Genomic DNA, 16,802 nt, shown 5'->3' with positions numbered 1-16,802 from the left:
GCCACGAGGGGAGTTTAATGGGGACTCGAATTGCGTGCTGTCTGCTTTTAGCCCTGATCTGGGGTTTTCCTGCTGTTTCTGTTTTGGCGAAACCGGTGGATATTTATTTCGCCGATGTGGGAGATGGTAATGCCACCCTGCTGCATCAACCCGGCAAGTGCGCAATGCTGGTGGATGCCGGCCCCAGAAAATATGGTGATGAGATTGCCCACCTACTCAAGGAGAGAGGGATCGAGACGCTTGATTTTGTGGTAATCACCCATCCACATAAGCAGCTTTATGGTGGTCTGGAGGTTCTGTTTGATTCCATGAAAATTTTAGAGCTCTCGGATAATGGTGACATGAATGAATCCGAGGACGGCTACAGGAAGTATAGCGAACTGCAGTTTCATCTGCCGTACTCCGTACTGGCCAGGGGGGACTCCTGGAAGTGTGGTGATATGCGGATCAAGGTGGTTCATCCTTCGGTGGCCTTTGCGGGGGGGGGAGACTACACCAGCCGTGCGTTGGCGCTTCTGGTGGAGTTTAACGATTTCCGCTTTCTACTGTTGGGTGATGTTTCAGCAAATGGCGAGGAGAGAATGCTTCGCTCCAGGCAGGATCTGAATTCCATGGTTCTGCAGTTCGGAGCCGGTGAAGAGAATAGAATCTCACAAACCCTACTCGAGCGTGTTCAGCCGAAGGTTGTCATAATCAGTGGTGCCAGACCTGGGCGTGAGTTGGTTGATCAATTACTCAGTCATAAGATCCGGACTTTCGCCACAGCCGAAGAGGGAGTGATCAGAATGCGAGTTGCAGAAAACGGCAACATCCGGCTGCAACCTTAATTGCATATCGAAAGTCACGATATTTTCCATTCAAATATGCGCAATTTTTCACAGAAAAGGAGATGGCATGTACGAGAGCCATACGGAAGAGACGGAACCATTATGGAGGTTTCTGAAGTCTGCAGATGAGGAATGTTTTGGCTGTGGTCCGGGTAATAACCACGGCTTACAGATGCGTTTTGAGTCGAACGGGAGCATGTTGCGCTCACGGCTTACGATGGATAAACGCTTTCGCGGCTGGTCTAATCTCATTCATGGCGGGATACTCTCCACCATGCTCGATGAGACCATGGGGTGGACGGTAATTATCCTGACACGTCGGTTTATGCTCACCAAGACTATGACGGTATCTTTCCATCGCCCTGTGCGAATAGGTGCTAAATTGACAGTTACCGGCTATATCAGGGAGCAGCCAACCGAGAGGCGGGCCCTGGTACGAGCCGAAATTCATGACGAGCATGGCGAGCTTTGTGCCGCAGCGGATGGTGAGTTTGCGCTTTTTTCCAAAAAGCAGTTTTTGCGGATGAAGATAATGTCTGAAGAGGATATCGAGGCGATGGAGTCCGCAGCCATTTCCGGTAGTGACCGGATCGAGACCACAGAGTTGAACTGATACCGCAAACCGGCACGGGGGACTATAACCCTTGCCGGTTTTTTTGTGTGGGAAATAGGGATGAGACTTTAATCCCGGAGCTATCCTGGCTGTCTTTGAAGGATTGAAAAAGAGAGAAAGCGTGTTTTCAGTAAGTGACCCGATGCAATAGCTATGTCAAATCTGCCGGAAGCGGGAGATCTGCTTCCAGAATCATGGCTCGCGCAAGTTTTGCTGCAGCCATCTGGTAAAACTCGGTACTGAGAGTTTCGACACCGCGAACCATCTGGATGGTTTTTCGGGCAACGGTATAGAAGAATATTTCACCATACATGAGATCAAACCAGGCGGCCGCTTCCTCATAACTGGCTGTTGGCTTTACCTGCTGGTAAAAAAGTGCGGCGCTCTCCGCTTCCGGTCTGAAAATCAAATCGACCAGAGTGGTCATGGCGTTGGTGGGGGTGATCATTTCCCGCAGGAGAAGATTAACTTCCCATTCGGGGCGCTTGGAATAGAAGTGATCGTGAAAACAGCGAAAAACAGCGTTTCTGACTATTTCTGCCTGGCCTTCCGGTGTTGAAGCGAGAGCTGGGTTTTCTTCAAGAATATCGGCAAAAGTCGTGAGTTGACAACGGCGGTGGGCAGTAAGACAGGCCTCTATATAGAGCTTTTCCTTGCTGCCAAAATGATAATGAATTCCGCTGAGTTTGACTCCGGCCCTGTCAGCGATCATTCTGGTGCTTACGGCGCCAAACCCATTGTCTGCAAAGAGCTCGCCGGCACTGGTGATGAGTTGTTCTTTGGTACTCTCAGTTTTTTTCATAGTTCGACCGGAATAGGTGAAAAAATACTGGAATGTTTATTTGTTCTTTAGAAGAACAGTGTGTCTGTCGTTACCTGAAAAAAGTCGAGGGAGGAAGACCAGAAGCCTTCCCCCCTCGACTGCGAACCGCTTGAAGAGAGAGAGAGTAGGGAGATAAGCGATCCGGAAAATACAGTCTGTCAGTACCTAAGCGCTGCTACCACACCAGGAGACAGGGTGAACATTGACGAAAATGAATGTCGAAGGTCACTTGACTGAGATATTAGGTCAATTGACCGAATAAGTCAAGTGCAGAGAGTACCGATCGAATTTTTCTTTGCAGATTTTCTCATTGAGGCTGCCGAAAAAGTCCATACTAATTCAGATAAGCGAGAAAAAGAGCCAGAAAGACCAGAGTGGCTCCAGTTCAGGGGTATTCTCAAGGTGGGGTGAGTTAGCTGGTAAAGCAGATGTGAATAGTGGGAGAATGGCATCCATTGCCAGAAAATATTTCTTGATCAACCTGCCTCGATCAAAAACTCTATCAGGGTATTAAATAACCGTTGGATTTGATCTGTTCAAAAGTCAATCACCAGTAATGATGAGATTGAGTTCTTTATTGAGCGGCAGTCTTTCAACCGAATAGTCAGAACAGGGATCAGGAAAACAATCGATTTCAGCCAACCTCAAGCGTGAAACGGATCGGCCCGCAACTTGAATTATTGCGGACCGATGTCCTGGCGGTCAGTTATTCAACGATGCTGTTCAGAACGGTCTGAGCCCACTCTGTACCGACATCTTCCTGGATCTGCGGCCAGACAACAGTTCTGACTTTTTGTGCTATTGCGTCAATTTCCTCTTCACTAATAGGGAGAATTGTGGCGCCATAATCAGCAAGACGCTGCTCATTTGCCTCTTGATCTTTTGCCGCTACTTCCCAACGACGATCCTCAAACTGATTGGCGATATCCTGGATCTGCTCTTGTCCTTCCGGGGAGAGCTTGTCGTATTTCTTTTTGCTCATGATCAGGTACCACACCTCAAAATGGGTGTTTGACGGCAGATAATTTTTGGTCACATCCCTGAAGGAGGAATAATAGCCTTCTGCACCTGAGCCGATCACGCCGTCAACGACACCGGTCTGGACAGCAGTAAAAGCATCCGAAAATGGAATCGGGGTGCCGAGGTATCCTGTGGTATCGGCAAGAAGCTGGAATGTCTTCATCGGGGGAACGCGCAGTTTGATGCCCTTGGCTGCTTCGGGGTTCCCGTAGTCTTGTACGTCGGTATTAAATGCAATGCCACCAAAGTATACAGGCCATGCGGCGAGAAGCTTGATGTTTTGCTTATCATAGAGTTCAGCGACAACCTTTCTTAGAGGCGCATCGGTTGCGTAGTTCTTACGCGCCTGCTCCCAGTTCTTCATCATATATGGGAAATAGACCAGTTGGAATCTTTTGTCAGCAGCAGAGGAGGGGGGTTGGCAGGCCATATCTACAGCACCAAGACCTACACGCTCTTGAACGATGGTATAATCCCCAAGGGCGCTGGCTGGATACACCTTGGCTTTTATCTTCCCGTCAGATGCTTCTTCTATAGAATCGGCAAACCAACGTAAATCAGTATCTATTGCGGCCCCCTGGGGTCTGACGTGTGAAATCTTATAGGTTTTGGCCTGAAGGGTGCCGGTCACCAGTAACATACTCGCTGCAACAATTAACGAACCAACAATTGAACGCTTCTTCATTTCGAACTCCTGATTGGGGTTGATGATTAATAACCAAAAAGTCTCGGGAAAAAGAGAGACAGGTTTGGCCAAAGCGAGGTAAGAAAAACGACAGGAACATAGCCGCAGAGAATCAATAGCATCGCTGGCTTAATAACTTCTGAGAATTCTACTTTACCGATTCGGATACCCAGGTACAGGATGGAGGCATAAGGTGGAGTCACTCCCCCCATGGCGGTATTCACACCCATTATCGCCGCAAACTGGATCGGAGAGACCCCAATTGCCTCCATGAGAGGAAGGAGAAGTGGCGCAATCAGGATTATCGCGGTGATGTCGTTGACAATCATGCCAACAAAAAACAGTAGAAAATTTATCAGGATAAGCAGCAGCACTTTGTTCTCTGTGACCGTGAATATTCCTTCAACCAGAGCCTGGGGAACATCCTCCATGACAAATATCTGACTGAGCATCAGGCTGAAAATAATCATGACCATGATGGCGCCCACCGCAGTGGCGGAGCTTTTGGCGGCTTTGAGGAACGTTGGCCATGTCAAACCCTTATAGATCAGAAACCCAACCGGGATTGCATAGATTACCGCCACGGCGGCGGCCTCGGTGGGGGTCATGATGCCGCCATATATTCCACCCAGGATGATAAGCGGCATAACAAGGGCCGGAATTGCCCGTGAGGAGCAGCTGACAGCTTCCTTCACCATTTCTTTTTTAGATAAGGGGGGATCGAGTTTGAGAGGAAACTTGCGGGCCATGACAAGGTTGACCACAGAGAAGAGAAAAGTTATCAGCAAACCGGGGCCAAGTGTCGCAAGGAAGCAGGCGAGAATGGAAGTATCTGTCACCCAGCCGTAGATAATCATGGTGACGCTTGGAGGGATGAGGAGACCGAGTACTGAGGAGTTGGCCACCAGGGCGGTTGCGTACCCACGGGGATAGCCCTTTTCGGCCATTTCTGGAATCAGCAATGGGCCGGTGGCGGCAACACCGGTGAGACCGCTTCCTGAGATGGCGCCGATGATGGCACAGCTCACGGAGGCAACCACACCAAGCCCGCCCCGTATGCGGCCGACAAACACATTGACAAAATTAAGTAGGCTGGCGGCAATGCCGCTTTCACTCATGATCGTGCCGGCAAAGACAAAGAGCGGGATGCAAAGAAGAACCGGATTTGCAAGCTGAGAGTATCCCCAGACCATGGTCCCTTCCATGGTGGCATCTGCAAGGTAGTACATGGTCATCAGCGCACCACCGAAACAAAACGGCAGCGCTACGCCAAATGTCAGCATCAGGACCAGAACGCCCAAGGCGATGAGAGAAGCAGTTACAATTTCCATCTTAAGACTCCTTTACCGGTGCAGGAAAGGTTGCGAGCCTGCGCATGTTTATCAGCATGTACCAGCCGCTGTAGAGCGTCATCAGGACCAGCCCGATAAACAGGGAACATTCTGCCCAGAATGTGGGGATATAGAGGGTCGGACTCTCTTTCCACACTGTTTTGGCGTAGACGAAATAATCCCATGCCCAGTATGTGAGCCAGATGGAAACGACAACCGACATGATGTCGGCCACGACCCGGACCGCAAGTTTCGACTTATCGGTTTTCAGAAATACGTCGAGGACGTTGGCCTTAATCTGTGTGTCCTCCCGAGCGGCATTGACGCTACCAAGCAGATACAGCCACAGGGTCGGATAGATGAGTAGTTCATCAAGCCCCATGACCGGGAGCTCGAACACGTATCTCATCAGAACCTGGTAAAATTCCACTGCCGCGACGATACTGATAAGCAGTGGCAGAATGTACTTAAAAAACCTCTCCATACACTTCTCCTCCGACTTCGACGATTCCGCTTTAAAGGTTAATTGTCAGATATTACAATACTGCTGATCCCTTTGTTCTGATTTTTAGTTGGATGAAACGTATGCCTGTACCTGTATGAATGTGAATGATTACTCCTCAAGAGCGGCAATAACGGATATCTCAACCAACAGATCGGGTCGTGCCATTCTGGCCTCGACACAGGCCCTTGCCGGGGCATGGCCCTCGGGGGTCCAGCGGTCCCATACCTTGTTCATCTCGGCAAAATCCTTCATGTCGCGGAGGTAGATCGTCGCTGATAAAATAGAGTTCCTGCTGCTGCCGGCTTCCGCTAGCAGGGCGTCCACTCTGGCGAGCATGTTTTCGGTCTGGCAACCTATTGAAACAGGGTCGTCAGAACTGTGACCAACCTGGCCGCAAAGGTATACAGTTCCGTTATGAATAACAATTTTGCTCATTCGTTCGGAAGTCTCGATTCGCTTTATAGCGCTCATTCCATTCTCCTGACTTTGATAATTATTTGCTCTGGTTCTTAAACAGGTTTGCAGGGTCAACTCCATCGGCGACTATGTCCATTGCTGCCAGTTCCCCCAGGGGAATCGGCTTGAGCGGTGGCCGTATGGTAAGAAGCCCCGCTTCGGGAACCCGGGCGTCAAGTTCGGCGGCCACGATCTCACCGAGCACCGGCCCGCACATGCGTCCCTGGCAGGGCCCCATGCCGCATCTGGTGATCGCTTTCACTTCATTGAGCTCGGTCACCCCCTGGGATATGATGGTCCTGATATCTCCGACAGTTACGTTTTCGCATCGGCAGAGAACGGTATCATCATCGAACGTGAAGTTCGCCGGATTAAACGCGAAGAATGCGTCAATAAGCGGTCTGGGATAGCTGTCTTTTAACAGCGATTCCCGGTGTGATGCAGCCAGGCTGTCCCGCTCGTAAGTAGGGATTATTCCAAGGCAATGAGCTACTTCAAGGGCAGATAACTCGCCTTTGATTTCGGCCGCAAGGGCACCCCCGACGCCGGTACCATCGCCGGAGGCAAAGATTTTTTCGTAGTTGGTCCGTCCCCAGCTGTCGGTTACAGGCTGCCAATACCGGTATTTTTCATGCCATTGCATATGGCATTTGAGCATTCTGTAAATATGTGTCTCGGGAATTACACCAAAGTGAAGCAGGAGCATGTCAGCCTTGAACGATATTTTTTCAGAGCCGCATTCCGCCTCAACCGTTTCAAGAGTCCCGTTGCCGATGGCTCTCAGTTTTTTTATACCTTTATAATGAGGGACACCTGTTTTCTTGATATCCCTCAGCATTTTCAATCCCTTGAACAGAAAACCTGTTCCGAGCAGGGCCTTGGGGACATCGCTCAAAATTGCCGGTGTCGGAATTTGGGGCGTTGTTTCAAGGATTGCTTCGACCTCAATACCTTTTTCCAAGAGCAGAGACGCTTCCAGCAACAGCAATGGGCCGCTGCCTGCCAGAACCACCTTGCCTGCTGGGGATAGCTCAGCTTCCTTGGCAAGACCGTTGACGGCTCCAGCCCCCATTACACCGGGAAGTGTCCATCCCGGGATCGGCACCGGCCGTTCCATGGCGCCGGTTGCGATGATGATGTAATTAGCTGTGATTCGTTCAGATACACCATCCCTGGAATAGCAGACCCTACCCTGAGGTTCCACATTCCATACTGAACTGTTATTGAGGTAGATAGCACCGCTTTTTCGGAATCTCTCCGTGAGGGTGAGACCTTTTCGGTACTCTTCGCCCATTTTTTCCAGATTTGCGGGGGAGGCATTATCCACATTGCGGTAGATCTGCCCTCCTGGCCTGATCTGTTCATCGAGGGTTAGCACCTTCAGTCCCATTTCAGCCAAGCGGGAGCTTGCTGTGAGACCTGCAGGACCTGCCCCAATCACGATAGCATCATAATGATCACTCATCACTTCCCTCCCTCACCCTCTTTGATCCCACGATTAATGACCATACCTTCATGGACTTCAGTCGTGCACGCTTGTCGCTGAACCCCGTCTATTTCCATCAAGCACTCAAAGCAGATTCCCATCAGACAGTGCGGCGAACGGGGTTCTTTCGCAGTAGGTGAGGTTCTCGTGGTGATTTTCCCTATTGCCAGGAGAGCGGCTGCGACACTCATGTCACCCGGCACTGCGATGGTCTCACCGTCAAGAACTATTTCGAATTTGGCAGTTACTGTCGATTCTTGATTAAACATTGAACCTTCCGTTGCTAAATTGAGAAATTTGGGGCGCTATGTCCCTGTCGAGTATCCAGTCACTGATCTGCTTTTCCATAACCGGTGCCAGGGAAACCGCTGAATGTCCTGCCAGAACATAGATGTTCGGATGCTCCGATAGCTGCTCATAGATGGGGGAGCCGTCAGGGGTCATGACACGGATGGCACCCCAGCCCCGTACCCAGTTCAGGTCAGCGAGTTCCGGAAACAACCGAATTGCTCCTTTGGCCTGGCTGTTCATGGCTTCAACTGTTACCTGGACATCATGGGCGGTGTCTTCCGTGGAAAGCCCGATCATGAACGTTCCATCCATGGTCTGACGTACGGCAAGAATAGGGAAATTGAGTACCTTCTTTACTCGCTCGGTGACTATCAATTGGCCACGCTGGGGGTAGATATGTAGTTGTTCCCCGAGTTCGGCCAGCAGGCGGGTTGAACCATGGCCTGCCGCAACGACCAGTTTTTCAGCTACGAACTTTCCTTTGGAGGTCGTGAGCTCAATGGTACCGTTTCCTTTCGGGGTTATCGCTGAAACGGAGGTCCCCCCATGGTAGACGCCGCCCCTTTTCTGGAAGGCGTAACGCATCGCGCCAAGGAGGCATAGGGGATTTACATGCCCCTGCTCGGCTGAATACATTGCTCCCGAAACTTCGTCGCCGAGTCGCATGCTCGGAATCATGGCTGCGAACTCGTCTCTGTCGAGCATCCTGACGGGGTAGTCAAGTCCCACTTCCCTACAGACGTCTGTCATTTTCTTCACAGATTCCCCATAGGCATTAAACTGTTCCTCGCCTATGGCGTGCATGGCCCCGCCGTTCCACTCCAGCTCAACGTCATAGCCACTTTCTTCCTCAAGCTTGGCAGCAAACTCGGGCCAATGCATGGTTGCCATTCGGCTCCACAGGGCGTATGTCGGGTTGTTTGCTCCTTTGGGCATGAACCATGTCAGACCGAAGTTCCCTCTCGAAAGTCTCTGGCTTGGAAGTTGTTCATCAAACATGACCACTTTGCCACCACCCCGGCGAACCATGCCCAGGGCTGTTGCAGCGCCGGCGATTCCTCCACCGATAACGATAATATCAATTTTTTCCACTTGATTGTCCCCATCAGTCTCGAACAGGTCCCTGTATGAGAGATGTTCAGTCAATAAATTGTGATTTACGTTCTCACTAGCCATATTCATGCCACCCGGCACCTTGTATGGTTAAATGTGGTACTTACAGTGACGATTACAGAGGAGGAAAGATCCAATAGCCTGAAAACATTATATTAAATTGATCGTTTGATTACGGGTGTGCAACAGTGGAAACTCACGCGCATATACCTAGATACCCGTCATGAGGCATGTGTCAAAATGAGACACATTTTCTGCCGGACGATCTTTCATGCCAATTACTATTGGGATTGACGAGATATTCTCACTTTGAGACATGTCGCAAAGTGAGAATATCACGTGCGATGTAATGAATAAGTAAAACGGGAGGTCGGGCCGGCGTTGGGTGGGGCAGGCATTTTTACGTAACTGTAAGAGAATTCGCGGCGGATCTGATCTTGGTTTTCCCGGGCCTTTGATTCCGGCCCGTTACCATTTGTTGTTGGTGGTGAGTTGGAGTTTTGAAGGGCTTATGTAGCAGAATTATTGAGCTTAGTAAGGCGTTCAAGGCAATATGGTTGCAATCGTGATCGGATATCCATGATCAGCAGGAATCGGGAAATAGGGGCAATTTCGCCAGTTCGATGGAACCGGGTGGTATGAAGGGACGAGGAGTGGTGACGTGGCGGGTATCAACGACCAATTTTAGACTATTTCTATCTGATACAGTTTGACTTTTCTGTAGAGAGTTGCCCGGGAGATTCCGAGCCGCCGGGCCGATTCGGACATGTTCGCATCGGTACTCTTCAGTGAGGCGGAAATCATATTTCTCTCCATCTCAGCCAAGGTGCCGCCCGGTACGTTCCTGTTACTATGATTGATCCCCAGGGCAAGGTCCTCGGCTGTTATGCGCCTGGCGTCGCAGACATGGAGTGCTCTCTGGATTGTATTTTCCAACTCCCGGATATTGCCCGGCCAGTGATAAGCGGCAAGAGCTTTTAATGCATCTTCAGTAAGTTGTTGTTTATGTCCAGCTTTTTTCAGGAAATGGTTGGCAAGTGTGTGGATATCTCTTGCTCCCCTTTCCCTTAAGGGAGGGATTTTTATCTGGAGAATATTCAGCCGATAGTAGAGATCCTGCCTGAACCTGTTGGTCTGTACGGCCTCGGAAAGGTTTACGTGGGTGGAGGCGATAATCCTGGCGTCAACCTTAATGACATGATTGGCGCCAATAGGTTGAATCTCGCCGGTCTGCAGGACACGGAGCAACTTGACCTGCATATCGTGGGGCATGTCGCCGATCTCATCCAGGAGAATTGTCCCGCCTTTCGCGAGGGCGAACTTCCCCGGGCGGCCGCCCTTCATGGCACCGGTAAACGATCCTTCCATATAGCCAAACAGTTCGCTCTCCAGAAGCTCGCCTGGGATGGCTCCGCAATTTATGGGGACAAAGGGCCTGCCATTGGGCTCGGATCCGTTGTGAATTGCCTGGGCGAACAGCTCTTTTCCGGTCCCGGTTTCACCGAGGAGCAAGATGGTTGATCGGGAGTTTGAGGCTCGTCGGGCAAGTTCTATGGCCGCGAGGAATGGAGGTGAAGAACCTATGATGGAGTCGAAGGTAAAGAACGGTTTTGTTCCGGATATCTTATCTACCAGTTTCTGGATATTGCTGAACTCGGCAAAATCTATAACCGCGCCGAGAAGCTTTTTCTCAGCTGATACAACTGGTTGGGCTGAATAGATGATGTGGAGATCTTTTCTTCCTGACTTGATGATACACTCTTTGTGTTTCCAATGGGCGGGGTGCGTGTAAATTGATTGCAGGTCCAGGTCAAAATCGGCCAGAGCTGAGATGGGTTTCCCTTCAAGGTTGACCGACCGGAATATTTTTTTGCCCTGGCGGTTGATTTTTCTGATCCGTAAATTCTTGTCCAAGGTAATCATTCCGGTACCTGACGCCTCAATGACACTGTCCAGAAACCCGATGTACATCGACATGTCTTTATTGCGCCTCAGTAGCCTCATGTTGCGTTCAATTGAACGGGCGGCGGAAGTTATCATGATCAGGGTGTGTGGATGTACCAGGCTCGAATCACCGAACACGCAAAGCACACCCAGCAACGTTTTTTTATGGCCGAAGATGGGTGCAGCAGAGCTTATAAACCCATGGGCCCTGCGGCAATAATGGTCCGTGTCATTGAGCTGGATGGGGACTTGTAATTTCAGGCAAAGGCTCGTTGCAGATGTGCCGACATCACGTTCTGTCCATCTGTAACCCGGAGAAAATTTTCTATTTCTCGAATTTTGGCGTGCTGCTTCACCGCCATCATATAAGAGAATATATCCATCCTTATCCGCGAAGCCGACACTGAAATCCTCAGGCGACATGAGCTCGTAGAATTCCTTGATGGTTGCCTTCACCTGGCTGAGGATATCTGCGTTTGCCAATTTTTTGGCTTCCAGTTCATCTTCCGATAACCTGTGCTGATTGAGATCTCTTTCGTCTCTGTTTACACCGTAAGACTCTGAGCGTTTGTGGGACTCTTCAATGACTCCGCGTAACTGCTCCCTGGTCAGTATTGTACCGTTGACTATAGGTTGTTCCATGGCTCAATAAAGGTGAAGTTAAAGTAACATTGGGAGTTACAGTATCTTTTTAAGAAGAAAAATTCCATATCTATCGAAGCGAGGCCGAGTAGTTGACCGGCCGAAGCATGAATGTTGCTGGAGATGCGGCCAGCATGAGCCATGCTGAAAAGCATTGAGTCTGGAAATTGTTTCTCTGTATCCGAGGAGATGGGAACTTGTGGACAATTCGAGGTTCGGAACCTGGATTGAGCACCACGAAGTCAAGCAAATGGGAAAAACGATCGATACCTGAGTATTTGTCAATTGCTGTTGCAGAAGGCACAGTCGGTGATCGTTCGGGCGGGTGATTAATGACGTGGCAAACGCAGATTAAAACCTTTCAAGTTGGCAGCCAGGGCAAGGAATGAAATGGTAGAAGATCAGCACTGAAACAGATATGAAATCAGACCTGAGCAGACGTGATCAGGGACACTGCATGTATTGCAGTGTCCCTGAAGGAGCAACTACTTATAGTCTGGATGTTTGGTAGTTACAGTTACGACAGGATTTCCGGCTCACCCTGGCAACTGGGTTCGTCCGCAGGTTTTACGTAGATCATAAATATGGCGAAAACGACCATGGCGATGACTACGCTGGCAATGTTTGATGGTGTTGCCGGCAGGTTGAAGCCTATTTGCGCCTGCAGGATAAAAGCTGCGTCGACTGCGGTCATAAATGTCGCAGGGATTGTGCAGATCCAGTGGAATTTACCTTTCCTGGCAAGATAGATCGCCGCGCTCCAGAGAACCAGCATGGAAAGCATCTGGTTAGACCAGCCAAAGTAGCGCCAGATAATATTGAAATCAAGCTGGGTAATCAGAAAGGCTATCATGAAGAGCGGAATTGCAATCATCAGACGTTTTGCAGTCGCTGATTGGTTGACCTTGAAAGTCTCGGCAATGATCAGGCGGGTAGATCTGAAAGCGGTATCACCACTGGAGATCGGCAGAATGACAACACCAATGATTGCCAGAAAGCCACCAATTGGACCGAGCAGGGTGGTGCAGGCCTCGTTGACCACTGCGGCAGGTGAACCGGATGCGATTACGGCATTCATCGCTTCCGGGCCGCTGTAAAAAGACATACCGACGGTAGCCCAGATCAAAGCGATGATACCTTCGACGATCATCGAGCCATAGAAGACCTTGCGGCCGAGATTTTCATTTCTGATACAGCGGGCCATAAGTGGTGACTGGGTGGAATGGAAACCGCTGATAGCACCGCAGCTGAGGGTGATGAAGAGCAGTGGCCAGATCGCCTTTTCACCTGGGTGGGAATTGGTGCTGAAATCCAGGTTCGGCAGAATTTCATATCCATGATAGACCAAACCGAACATGATACCGATGGTCATGAAGAGCAGCAGCGCTCCAAAGAGCGGGTAGAGGCGACCGATGATTTTGTCGATCGGCAGTACGGTGGCAACGAAATAGTAGAGGAAGATGCAGCCGATAAGCAGCTGAACATTGAATCCGGTCAGGCTGCTGAGCAGTTTTGCAGGTCCGAGGATGAAGACAACGCCAACCAGTAGAAGCAGAACAACAGAGAAGACACGCAGAGTCTGGCGAGCCGGCATTCCCATGATATCTCCGACAACCTCAGGGATGGACTTGCCGCCGCTGCGAACAGAAAGCATGCCACTGAAGTAGTCGTGTACCGCTCCTGCAAAGATACAACCTACCACAATCCAGATCAGTGCTGAAGGTCCGTACAGTGCTCCAAGAATCGGACCGAAGATCGGGCCGAGGCCGGCGATGTCCAGAAGTTGAATAAAAAAGACCTTCCAGGTCGGCATAGACATGTAATCCACACCGTCTTCTTTGGTCATACAGGGGGTTAGACGCTTGGCGTCAATCCCAAACACTTTTTCAACAAAAACGCCGTAGGTGAAGTAGCCAAGAATGAGCAACCCCACACAGGTAAGAAAAAAAACCATTATAAAATTCCTCCAGAAGAAAATACTTCCCACGTGAACAACTGGGCCATTGCAGGTCACAATCGGTCACGCCCCTCAAAACAGATCAGTAAATCATGAGCGGAATAGTAAATGGGTATGAGGATTTTGCCGATAATTTGACGTTGAAACGTTGTTTAGAGGGGTTGGAGTGTCGGGAAGGCAGGCTGAAGTGCATAGAGGCGTGTTGAAATGGCAGGGATAAAGAAAAGCATAGAGTAGTCTAAAACAATGGAGAAATAGGTCGATATAGCCATTCTCTGCCAACGAGGTGTCATGATGAACGGGTGGCCGGCAGATCAGTTCAGTTCGGCGACAATATGATTTTCCCGGGTGAGGCGGTAGTTGGCAGCGTTGGGGATGTGAAAGGAGATGGACGTTCCCTCTCCGGTGGAGCTGCTGATTTCCATAGCGTATTCCGGACCATAGATTTGCATAAGTCGTTTGTTGCTGTTTCTGAGGCCTATACCTTCAGCGTGGGATTCGAGGTCTTTGTGATCGAGCAGGGTAGCCAGGATCTCGTCTGGAATGCCGGAACCATCGTCTTCCACTGTCACCTCGAGCATATCGAGATTTTGAAAGATAGTAAGCGAAACGGTGCCTCCGGTTTCCTGGGTGACAATACCGTGCTTGATAGCGTTTTCCACCAATGGTTGAATGATCAGGGGAGGAATTGGCCATTCCTCGCAGCCCGGCTCAACCTTGAGGTTGACCTTCACCTTCTCACCAAAGCGAGCTGTTTCAATTGCGACGTAAGAGTTGATTTGTTCAAGCTCATCTGCAAGCTTGATGAAGCCCCGGCTTGAGTCGAGATTCTTGCGCATATACAACGAGAGATCAAGAATCAGGTCGCGGGCTTTTGCAGGGGATGTTCTGCAGAAGGAGGCGATGGTGTTCAGCGAGTTGAAAAGAAAATGCGGGTTGATCTGGGCCTGGAGGTGCCTGATCTCGGCATGGGCCAGGAGCCTGTCCTTAACCTGGATATCCTCAAGCTCAAGCTGGATGGAGAGCAGGTCGGTCAGGCCGCGGGCGACCTCGAAATGGATACGATTCAACTCTGCTGTCCGCGAGCCGTAAAACTTGAGGGTGCCGACAATCCTGCCACCCTTCTTCAAGGGGACGATGATTGCGGAGTGAAAGGGGCAGCCCTGATGATCACAGCCGATGGCATCTTTCTTGCGTAAAAAGATCGGATTTCCAGTCATTATCACTTTTTTGGTGGAGCTGGTGAGAATGGGTTCTCCGGCGAGGTGGTGGTCGTTGCCGAGCCCGACATGCACCAGTACATGTGAATGATCAGTGATAGCCACTGCAGGAACGCGCAGCCTGCGATGGATAATTCTTGCCGTGGCCTCTGCGCTTGCGCTGTTTAACCCGTCACGCAGGTGGCGAACGGTGTTGTTGGCGATATCGAAGATTCTCTGGGCCTGGGTTGAGTCTTTCTTTTCCCTGTGCTCATAAAGAGTTTTAATCACATGGATAAAGAGCCCGGCACCGAGGGCGTTACCGATGATCATTGGCAGGGCTATCAGCTGTACAAGTTCAAGTGCCTGCTCATAGGGCTTGGACAGCAGCAGAACCATTAACATGTGTACCGATTCACCGACGAAGGCAATCAGCATGGCCAGGTTCCAATTCATATTCCTGTCGATATAGCGCAGGTGAATAAAGCCTGCGATCAAACCTTCAAGTACGGTGGCGGTGGCACAGGGAAAAGCACTGAATCCCCAGGGGTCGATAAGAAAACGGTGACCTCCGGCGATGAGACCGGCTCCGAGGCCAACCACTGGCCCACCGAACAGGCCGGCAGGGATCACCGCCATGGCCCTCAGGTTGGCATAGGAACTGAAAATGTTGTTACCGCTGTATGTGCCGAGAATACCGAACAACCCGAAAAAAAAGATCAGGAACAACTTGTGGTAGACAGAGTCACGCTTGTAGTTCAGTTCTTGCACCGGTGAGATATTCAGTAGTACAAAGGCTCCGGCAATGAGCAGCCCTACGTGCTTAAGCAGAAAAGTAATCAGTATTGATATCGACATGGAGTTAAATACCTAATCGCTGCCTGAAAGCTTTGGCCCGGGCCCGGCTGACGGTGACCTCGGATAGGTGCACGTTGTCCATGGTCAGGTTGTATTTGCCATTGAACCATGGGCTGAACTCTTTGATATGATCGAGGTTGATCAGGACAGAGCGGTGCGCGCGGAAAAATGAGGAGCAAGAGAGGTGTTCCTCTAGCTTGTCCATGGTAGTCACGCCGTAAATTGGTAAGGAGTCACTGCCGGTATGCACAATGATGGCATTCGATTCATATGAACAGTAGACAATTTCTTCTGGAGTGAGCAGTTTTATCCGGCCGTTTTTTTCTACGGAAACCTTAATTCGCTCCCTGGGGGGGGATTCGATCTGGTTGAGTAAGGCCTGCAGGGTATTCTCGATAGCCCCTTTGCCACCGGCAGAATCCGCCAGCATTTTTCGTATCCGCACCAGGGTGAGGGCGAGTCGTTTTTCAGAGAGTGGTTTCATGATATAATCCACCGCGCTCTCTTCAAATGCTTTTACAGCATAGCTGTCATAGGCTGTGGCAAAAACAAAAAGCGGCATATCGGTAAAGCCGGCAAGCTCACGTATCACTTCAAAACCATTACGCCCTGGCAATTGAATGTCCAGAAAAACCAGATCCGGCTTGTAATTGCAGACGGCCTCTACTGCCTTACCGGCCGAATCAGCTTCTGCAACTATTTCTATATCTTTATGCTGGGACAGAAGGTATCGGAGTTCATCGCGGGCTGGCTGCTCATCATCAACAATAAGGCAGCGAATAGGGTTGAGAGAACTCCCTTCAGGACGTGTGAAATGTGAGACCGACATTGTATGCACCGCTACTGCTATTAAAGAGTTATTAGCCTGGCCAGTATCTGGTTAACACTCCCACATGATAACTGTTACCAAGTGATAGAAATCGGGATTTTACTCTTAAATAGCCAATAGTGCAAGCGAGTCGAGTGGTGATGAACACGACTCGTGTTGAAAACCTGACGGAAAAAGTAGTGTTGGGAAAAGCTTATGGTTGAATAGGGACAGAGTGAAATTT

General features: G+C 50.1%; 14 protein-coding genes. 2 read left to right on the top strand and 12 right to left on the bottom strand.

Going from position 1 to position 16,802, the window contains the following annotated elements:
- Nucleotides 1-17: 17 nt before the first annotated feature.
- Both ACN5NT_RS00925 and ACN5NT_RS00920 read left to right on the top strand, forming a co-directional pair.
- Nucleotides 18-827, top strand: a complete 810-nt coding sequence (locus tag ACN5NT_RS00925; RefSeq protein ID WP_419174153.1) for a ComEC/Rec2 family competence protein — start codon at nucleotides 18-20, stop codon at nucleotides 825-827.
- 67 nt (nucleotides 828-894) lie between these two features.
- On the top strand, nucleotides 895-1,440 hold the full coding sequence (locus ACN5NT_RS00920; protein ID WP_136796175.1) for a PaaI family thioesterase: 546 nt from the start codon (nucleotides 895-897) through the stop codon (nucleotides 1,438-1,440).
- Between the two features lie 151 nt (nucleotides 1,441-1,591).
- On the opposite strand, the gene ACN5NT_RS00915 is transcribed toward ACN5NT_RS00920, so the two are convergent.
- The 12 genes from ACN5NT_RS00915 to ACN5NT_RS00860 form a co-directional block, all read right to left on the bottom strand.
- On the bottom strand, nucleotides 1,592-2,242 hold the full coding sequence (locus tag ACN5NT_RS00915; RefSeq protein WP_136796176.1) for a TetR/AcrR family transcriptional regulator: 651 nt from the start codon (nucleotides 2,240-2,242) through the stop codon (nucleotides 1,592-1,594).
- A gap of 727 nt (nucleotides 2,243-2,969) precedes the next feature.
- Nucleotides 2,970-3,968 (bottom strand): TRAP transporter substrate-binding protein DctP, encoded by a 999-nt coding sequence (dctP, locus tag ACN5NT_RS00910; protein WP_419174152.1) that lies wholly within the window; start codon nucleotides 3,966-3,968, stop codon nucleotides 2,970-2,972.
- Between the two features lie 26 nt (nucleotides 3,969-3,994).
- Complete coding sequence (locus tag ACN5NT_RS00905) at nucleotides 3,995-5,299, bottom strand: TRAP transporter large permease (RefSeq protein WP_419174151.1); 1,305 nt, start codon at nucleotides 5,297-5,299, stop codon at nucleotides 3,995-3,997.
- A gap of 1 nt (nucleotide 5,300) precedes the next feature.
- Nucleotides 5,301-5,783, bottom strand: coding sequence for a TRAP transporter small permease (locus tag ACN5NT_RS00900; RefSeq protein WP_419174150.1), 483 nt, complete (start codon nucleotides 5,781-5,783; stop codon nucleotides 5,301-5,303).
- 129 nt (nucleotides 5,784-5,912) lie between these two features.
- A complete protein-coding gene (locus tag ACN5NT_RS00895) occupies nucleotides 5,913-6,275 on the bottom strand; it encodes a RidA family protein (protein ID WP_419174149.1) in 363 nt (120 codons plus the stop codon).
- 22 nt (nucleotides 6,276-6,297) lie between these two features.
- Entirely contained in the window at nucleotides 6,298-7,725 is a 1,428-nt protein-coding gene (locus ACN5NT_RS00890; RefSeq protein WP_419174148.1) for an FAD-dependent oxidoreductase, read from the bottom strand.
- Nucleotides 7,725-8,015, bottom strand: a complete 291-nt coding sequence (locus ACN5NT_RS00885; RefSeq protein WP_419174147.1) for a (2Fe-2S)-binding protein — start codon at nucleotides 8,013-8,015, stop codon at nucleotides 7,725-7,727. The genes ACN5NT_RS00890 and ACN5NT_RS00885 overlap by 1 nt, the downstream gene beginning before the upstream one ends.
- Nucleotides 8,008-9,129, bottom strand: a complete 1,122-nt coding sequence (locus ACN5NT_RS00880) for an NAD(P)/FAD-dependent oxidoreductase (protein WP_419174146.1) — start codon at nucleotides 9,127-9,129, stop codon at nucleotides 8,008-8,010. The genes ACN5NT_RS00885 and ACN5NT_RS00880 overlap by 8 nt, the downstream gene beginning before the upstream one ends.
- 705 nt (nucleotides 9,130-9,834) lie before the next feature.
- Complete coding sequence (locus ACN5NT_RS00875; RefSeq protein ID WP_419174145.1) at nucleotides 9,835-11,736, bottom strand: sigma-54-dependent Fis family transcriptional regulator; 1,902 nt, start codon at nucleotides 11,734-11,736, stop codon at nucleotides 9,835-9,837.
- Between the two features lie 517 nt (nucleotides 11,737-12,253).
- A complete protein-coding gene (locus ACN5NT_RS00870; RefSeq protein ID WP_419174144.1) occupies nucleotides 12,254-13,690 on the bottom strand; it encodes a carbon starvation protein A in 1,437 nt (478 codons plus the stop codon).
- Between the two features lie 317 nt (nucleotides 13,691-14,007).
- Nucleotides 14,008-15,750, bottom strand: coding sequence for a LytS/YhcK type 5TM receptor domain-containing protein (locus ACN5NT_RS00865; protein WP_136796185.1), 1,743 nt, complete (start codon nucleotides 15,748-15,750; stop codon nucleotides 14,008-14,010).
- A gap of 4 nt (nucleotides 15,751-15,754) precedes the next feature.
- Nucleotides 15,755-16,579, bottom strand: coding sequence for a LytR/AlgR family response regulator transcription factor (locus tag ACN5NT_RS00860; protein WP_419174143.1), 825 nt, complete (start codon nucleotides 16,577-16,579; stop codon nucleotides 15,755-15,757).
- Between the last annotated feature and the right edge of the window lie 223 nt (nucleotides 16,580-16,802).

The sequence above is a fragment of the Desulfosediminicola sp. genome, from assembly GCF_048381775.1.
Taxonomy (GTDB): domain Bacteria; phylum Desulfobacterota; class Desulfobulbia; order Desulfobulbales; family Desulfocapsaceae; genus Desulfopila; species Desulfopila ganghwensis.
This window is presented reverse-complemented; position numbering and strand designations above follow the sequence as displayed.

Bases quoted from the DNA above. Each gene is read 5' to 3' on its own strand.
- ACN5NT_RS00875 (WP_419174145.1), bottom strand. From the start codon at position 11,736: ATGGAACAACCTATAGTCAACGGTACAATACTGACCAGGGAGCAGTTA.
- dctP (WP_419174152.1), bottom strand. From the start codon at position 3,968: ATGAAGAAGCGTTCAATTGTTGGTTCGTTAATTGTTGCAGCGAGTATG.
- ACN5NT_RS00890 (WP_419174148.1), bottom strand. From the start codon at position 7,725: ATGAGTGATCATTATGATGCTATCGTGATTGGGGCAGGTCCTGCAGGT.
- ACN5NT_RS00920 (WP_136796175.1), top strand. From the start codon at position 895: ATGTACGAGAGCCATACGGAAGAGACGGAACCATTATGGAGGTTTCTG.
- ACN5NT_RS00885 (WP_419174147.1), bottom strand. From the start codon at position 8,015: ATGTTTAATCAAGAATCGACAGTAACTGCCAAATTCGAAATAGTTCTT.
- ACN5NT_RS00860 (WP_419174143.1), bottom strand. From the start codon at position 16,579: ATGTCGGTCTCACATTTCACACGTCCTGAAGGGAGTTCTCTCAACCCT.
- ACN5NT_RS00915 (WP_136796176.1), bottom strand. From the start codon at position 2,242: ATGAAAAAAACTGAGAGTACCAAAGAACAACTCATCACCAGTGCCGGC.
- ACN5NT_RS00895 (WP_419174149.1), bottom strand. From the start codon at position 6,275: ATGAGCGCTATAAAGCGAATCGAGACTTCCGAACGAATGAGCAAAATT.
- ACN5NT_RS00900 (WP_419174150.1), bottom strand. From the start codon at position 5,783: ATGGAGAGGTTTTTTAAGTACATTCTGCCACTGCTTATCAGTATCGTC.
- ACN5NT_RS00865 (WP_136796185.1), bottom strand. From the start codon at position 15,750: ATGTCGATATCAATACTGATTACTTTTCTGCTTAAGCACGTAGGGCTG.
- ACN5NT_RS00925 (WP_419174153.1), top strand. From the start codon at position 18: ATGGGGACTCGAATTGCGTGCTGTCTGCTTTTAGCCCTGATCTGGGGT.
- ACN5NT_RS00870 (WP_419174144.1), bottom strand. From the start codon at position 13,690: ATGGTTTTTTTTCTTACCTGTGTGGGGTTGCTCATTCTTGGCTACTTC.
- ACN5NT_RS00905 (WP_419174151.1), bottom strand. From the start codon at position 5,299: ATGGAAATTGTAACTGCTTCTCTCATCGCCTTGGGCGTTCTGGTCCTG.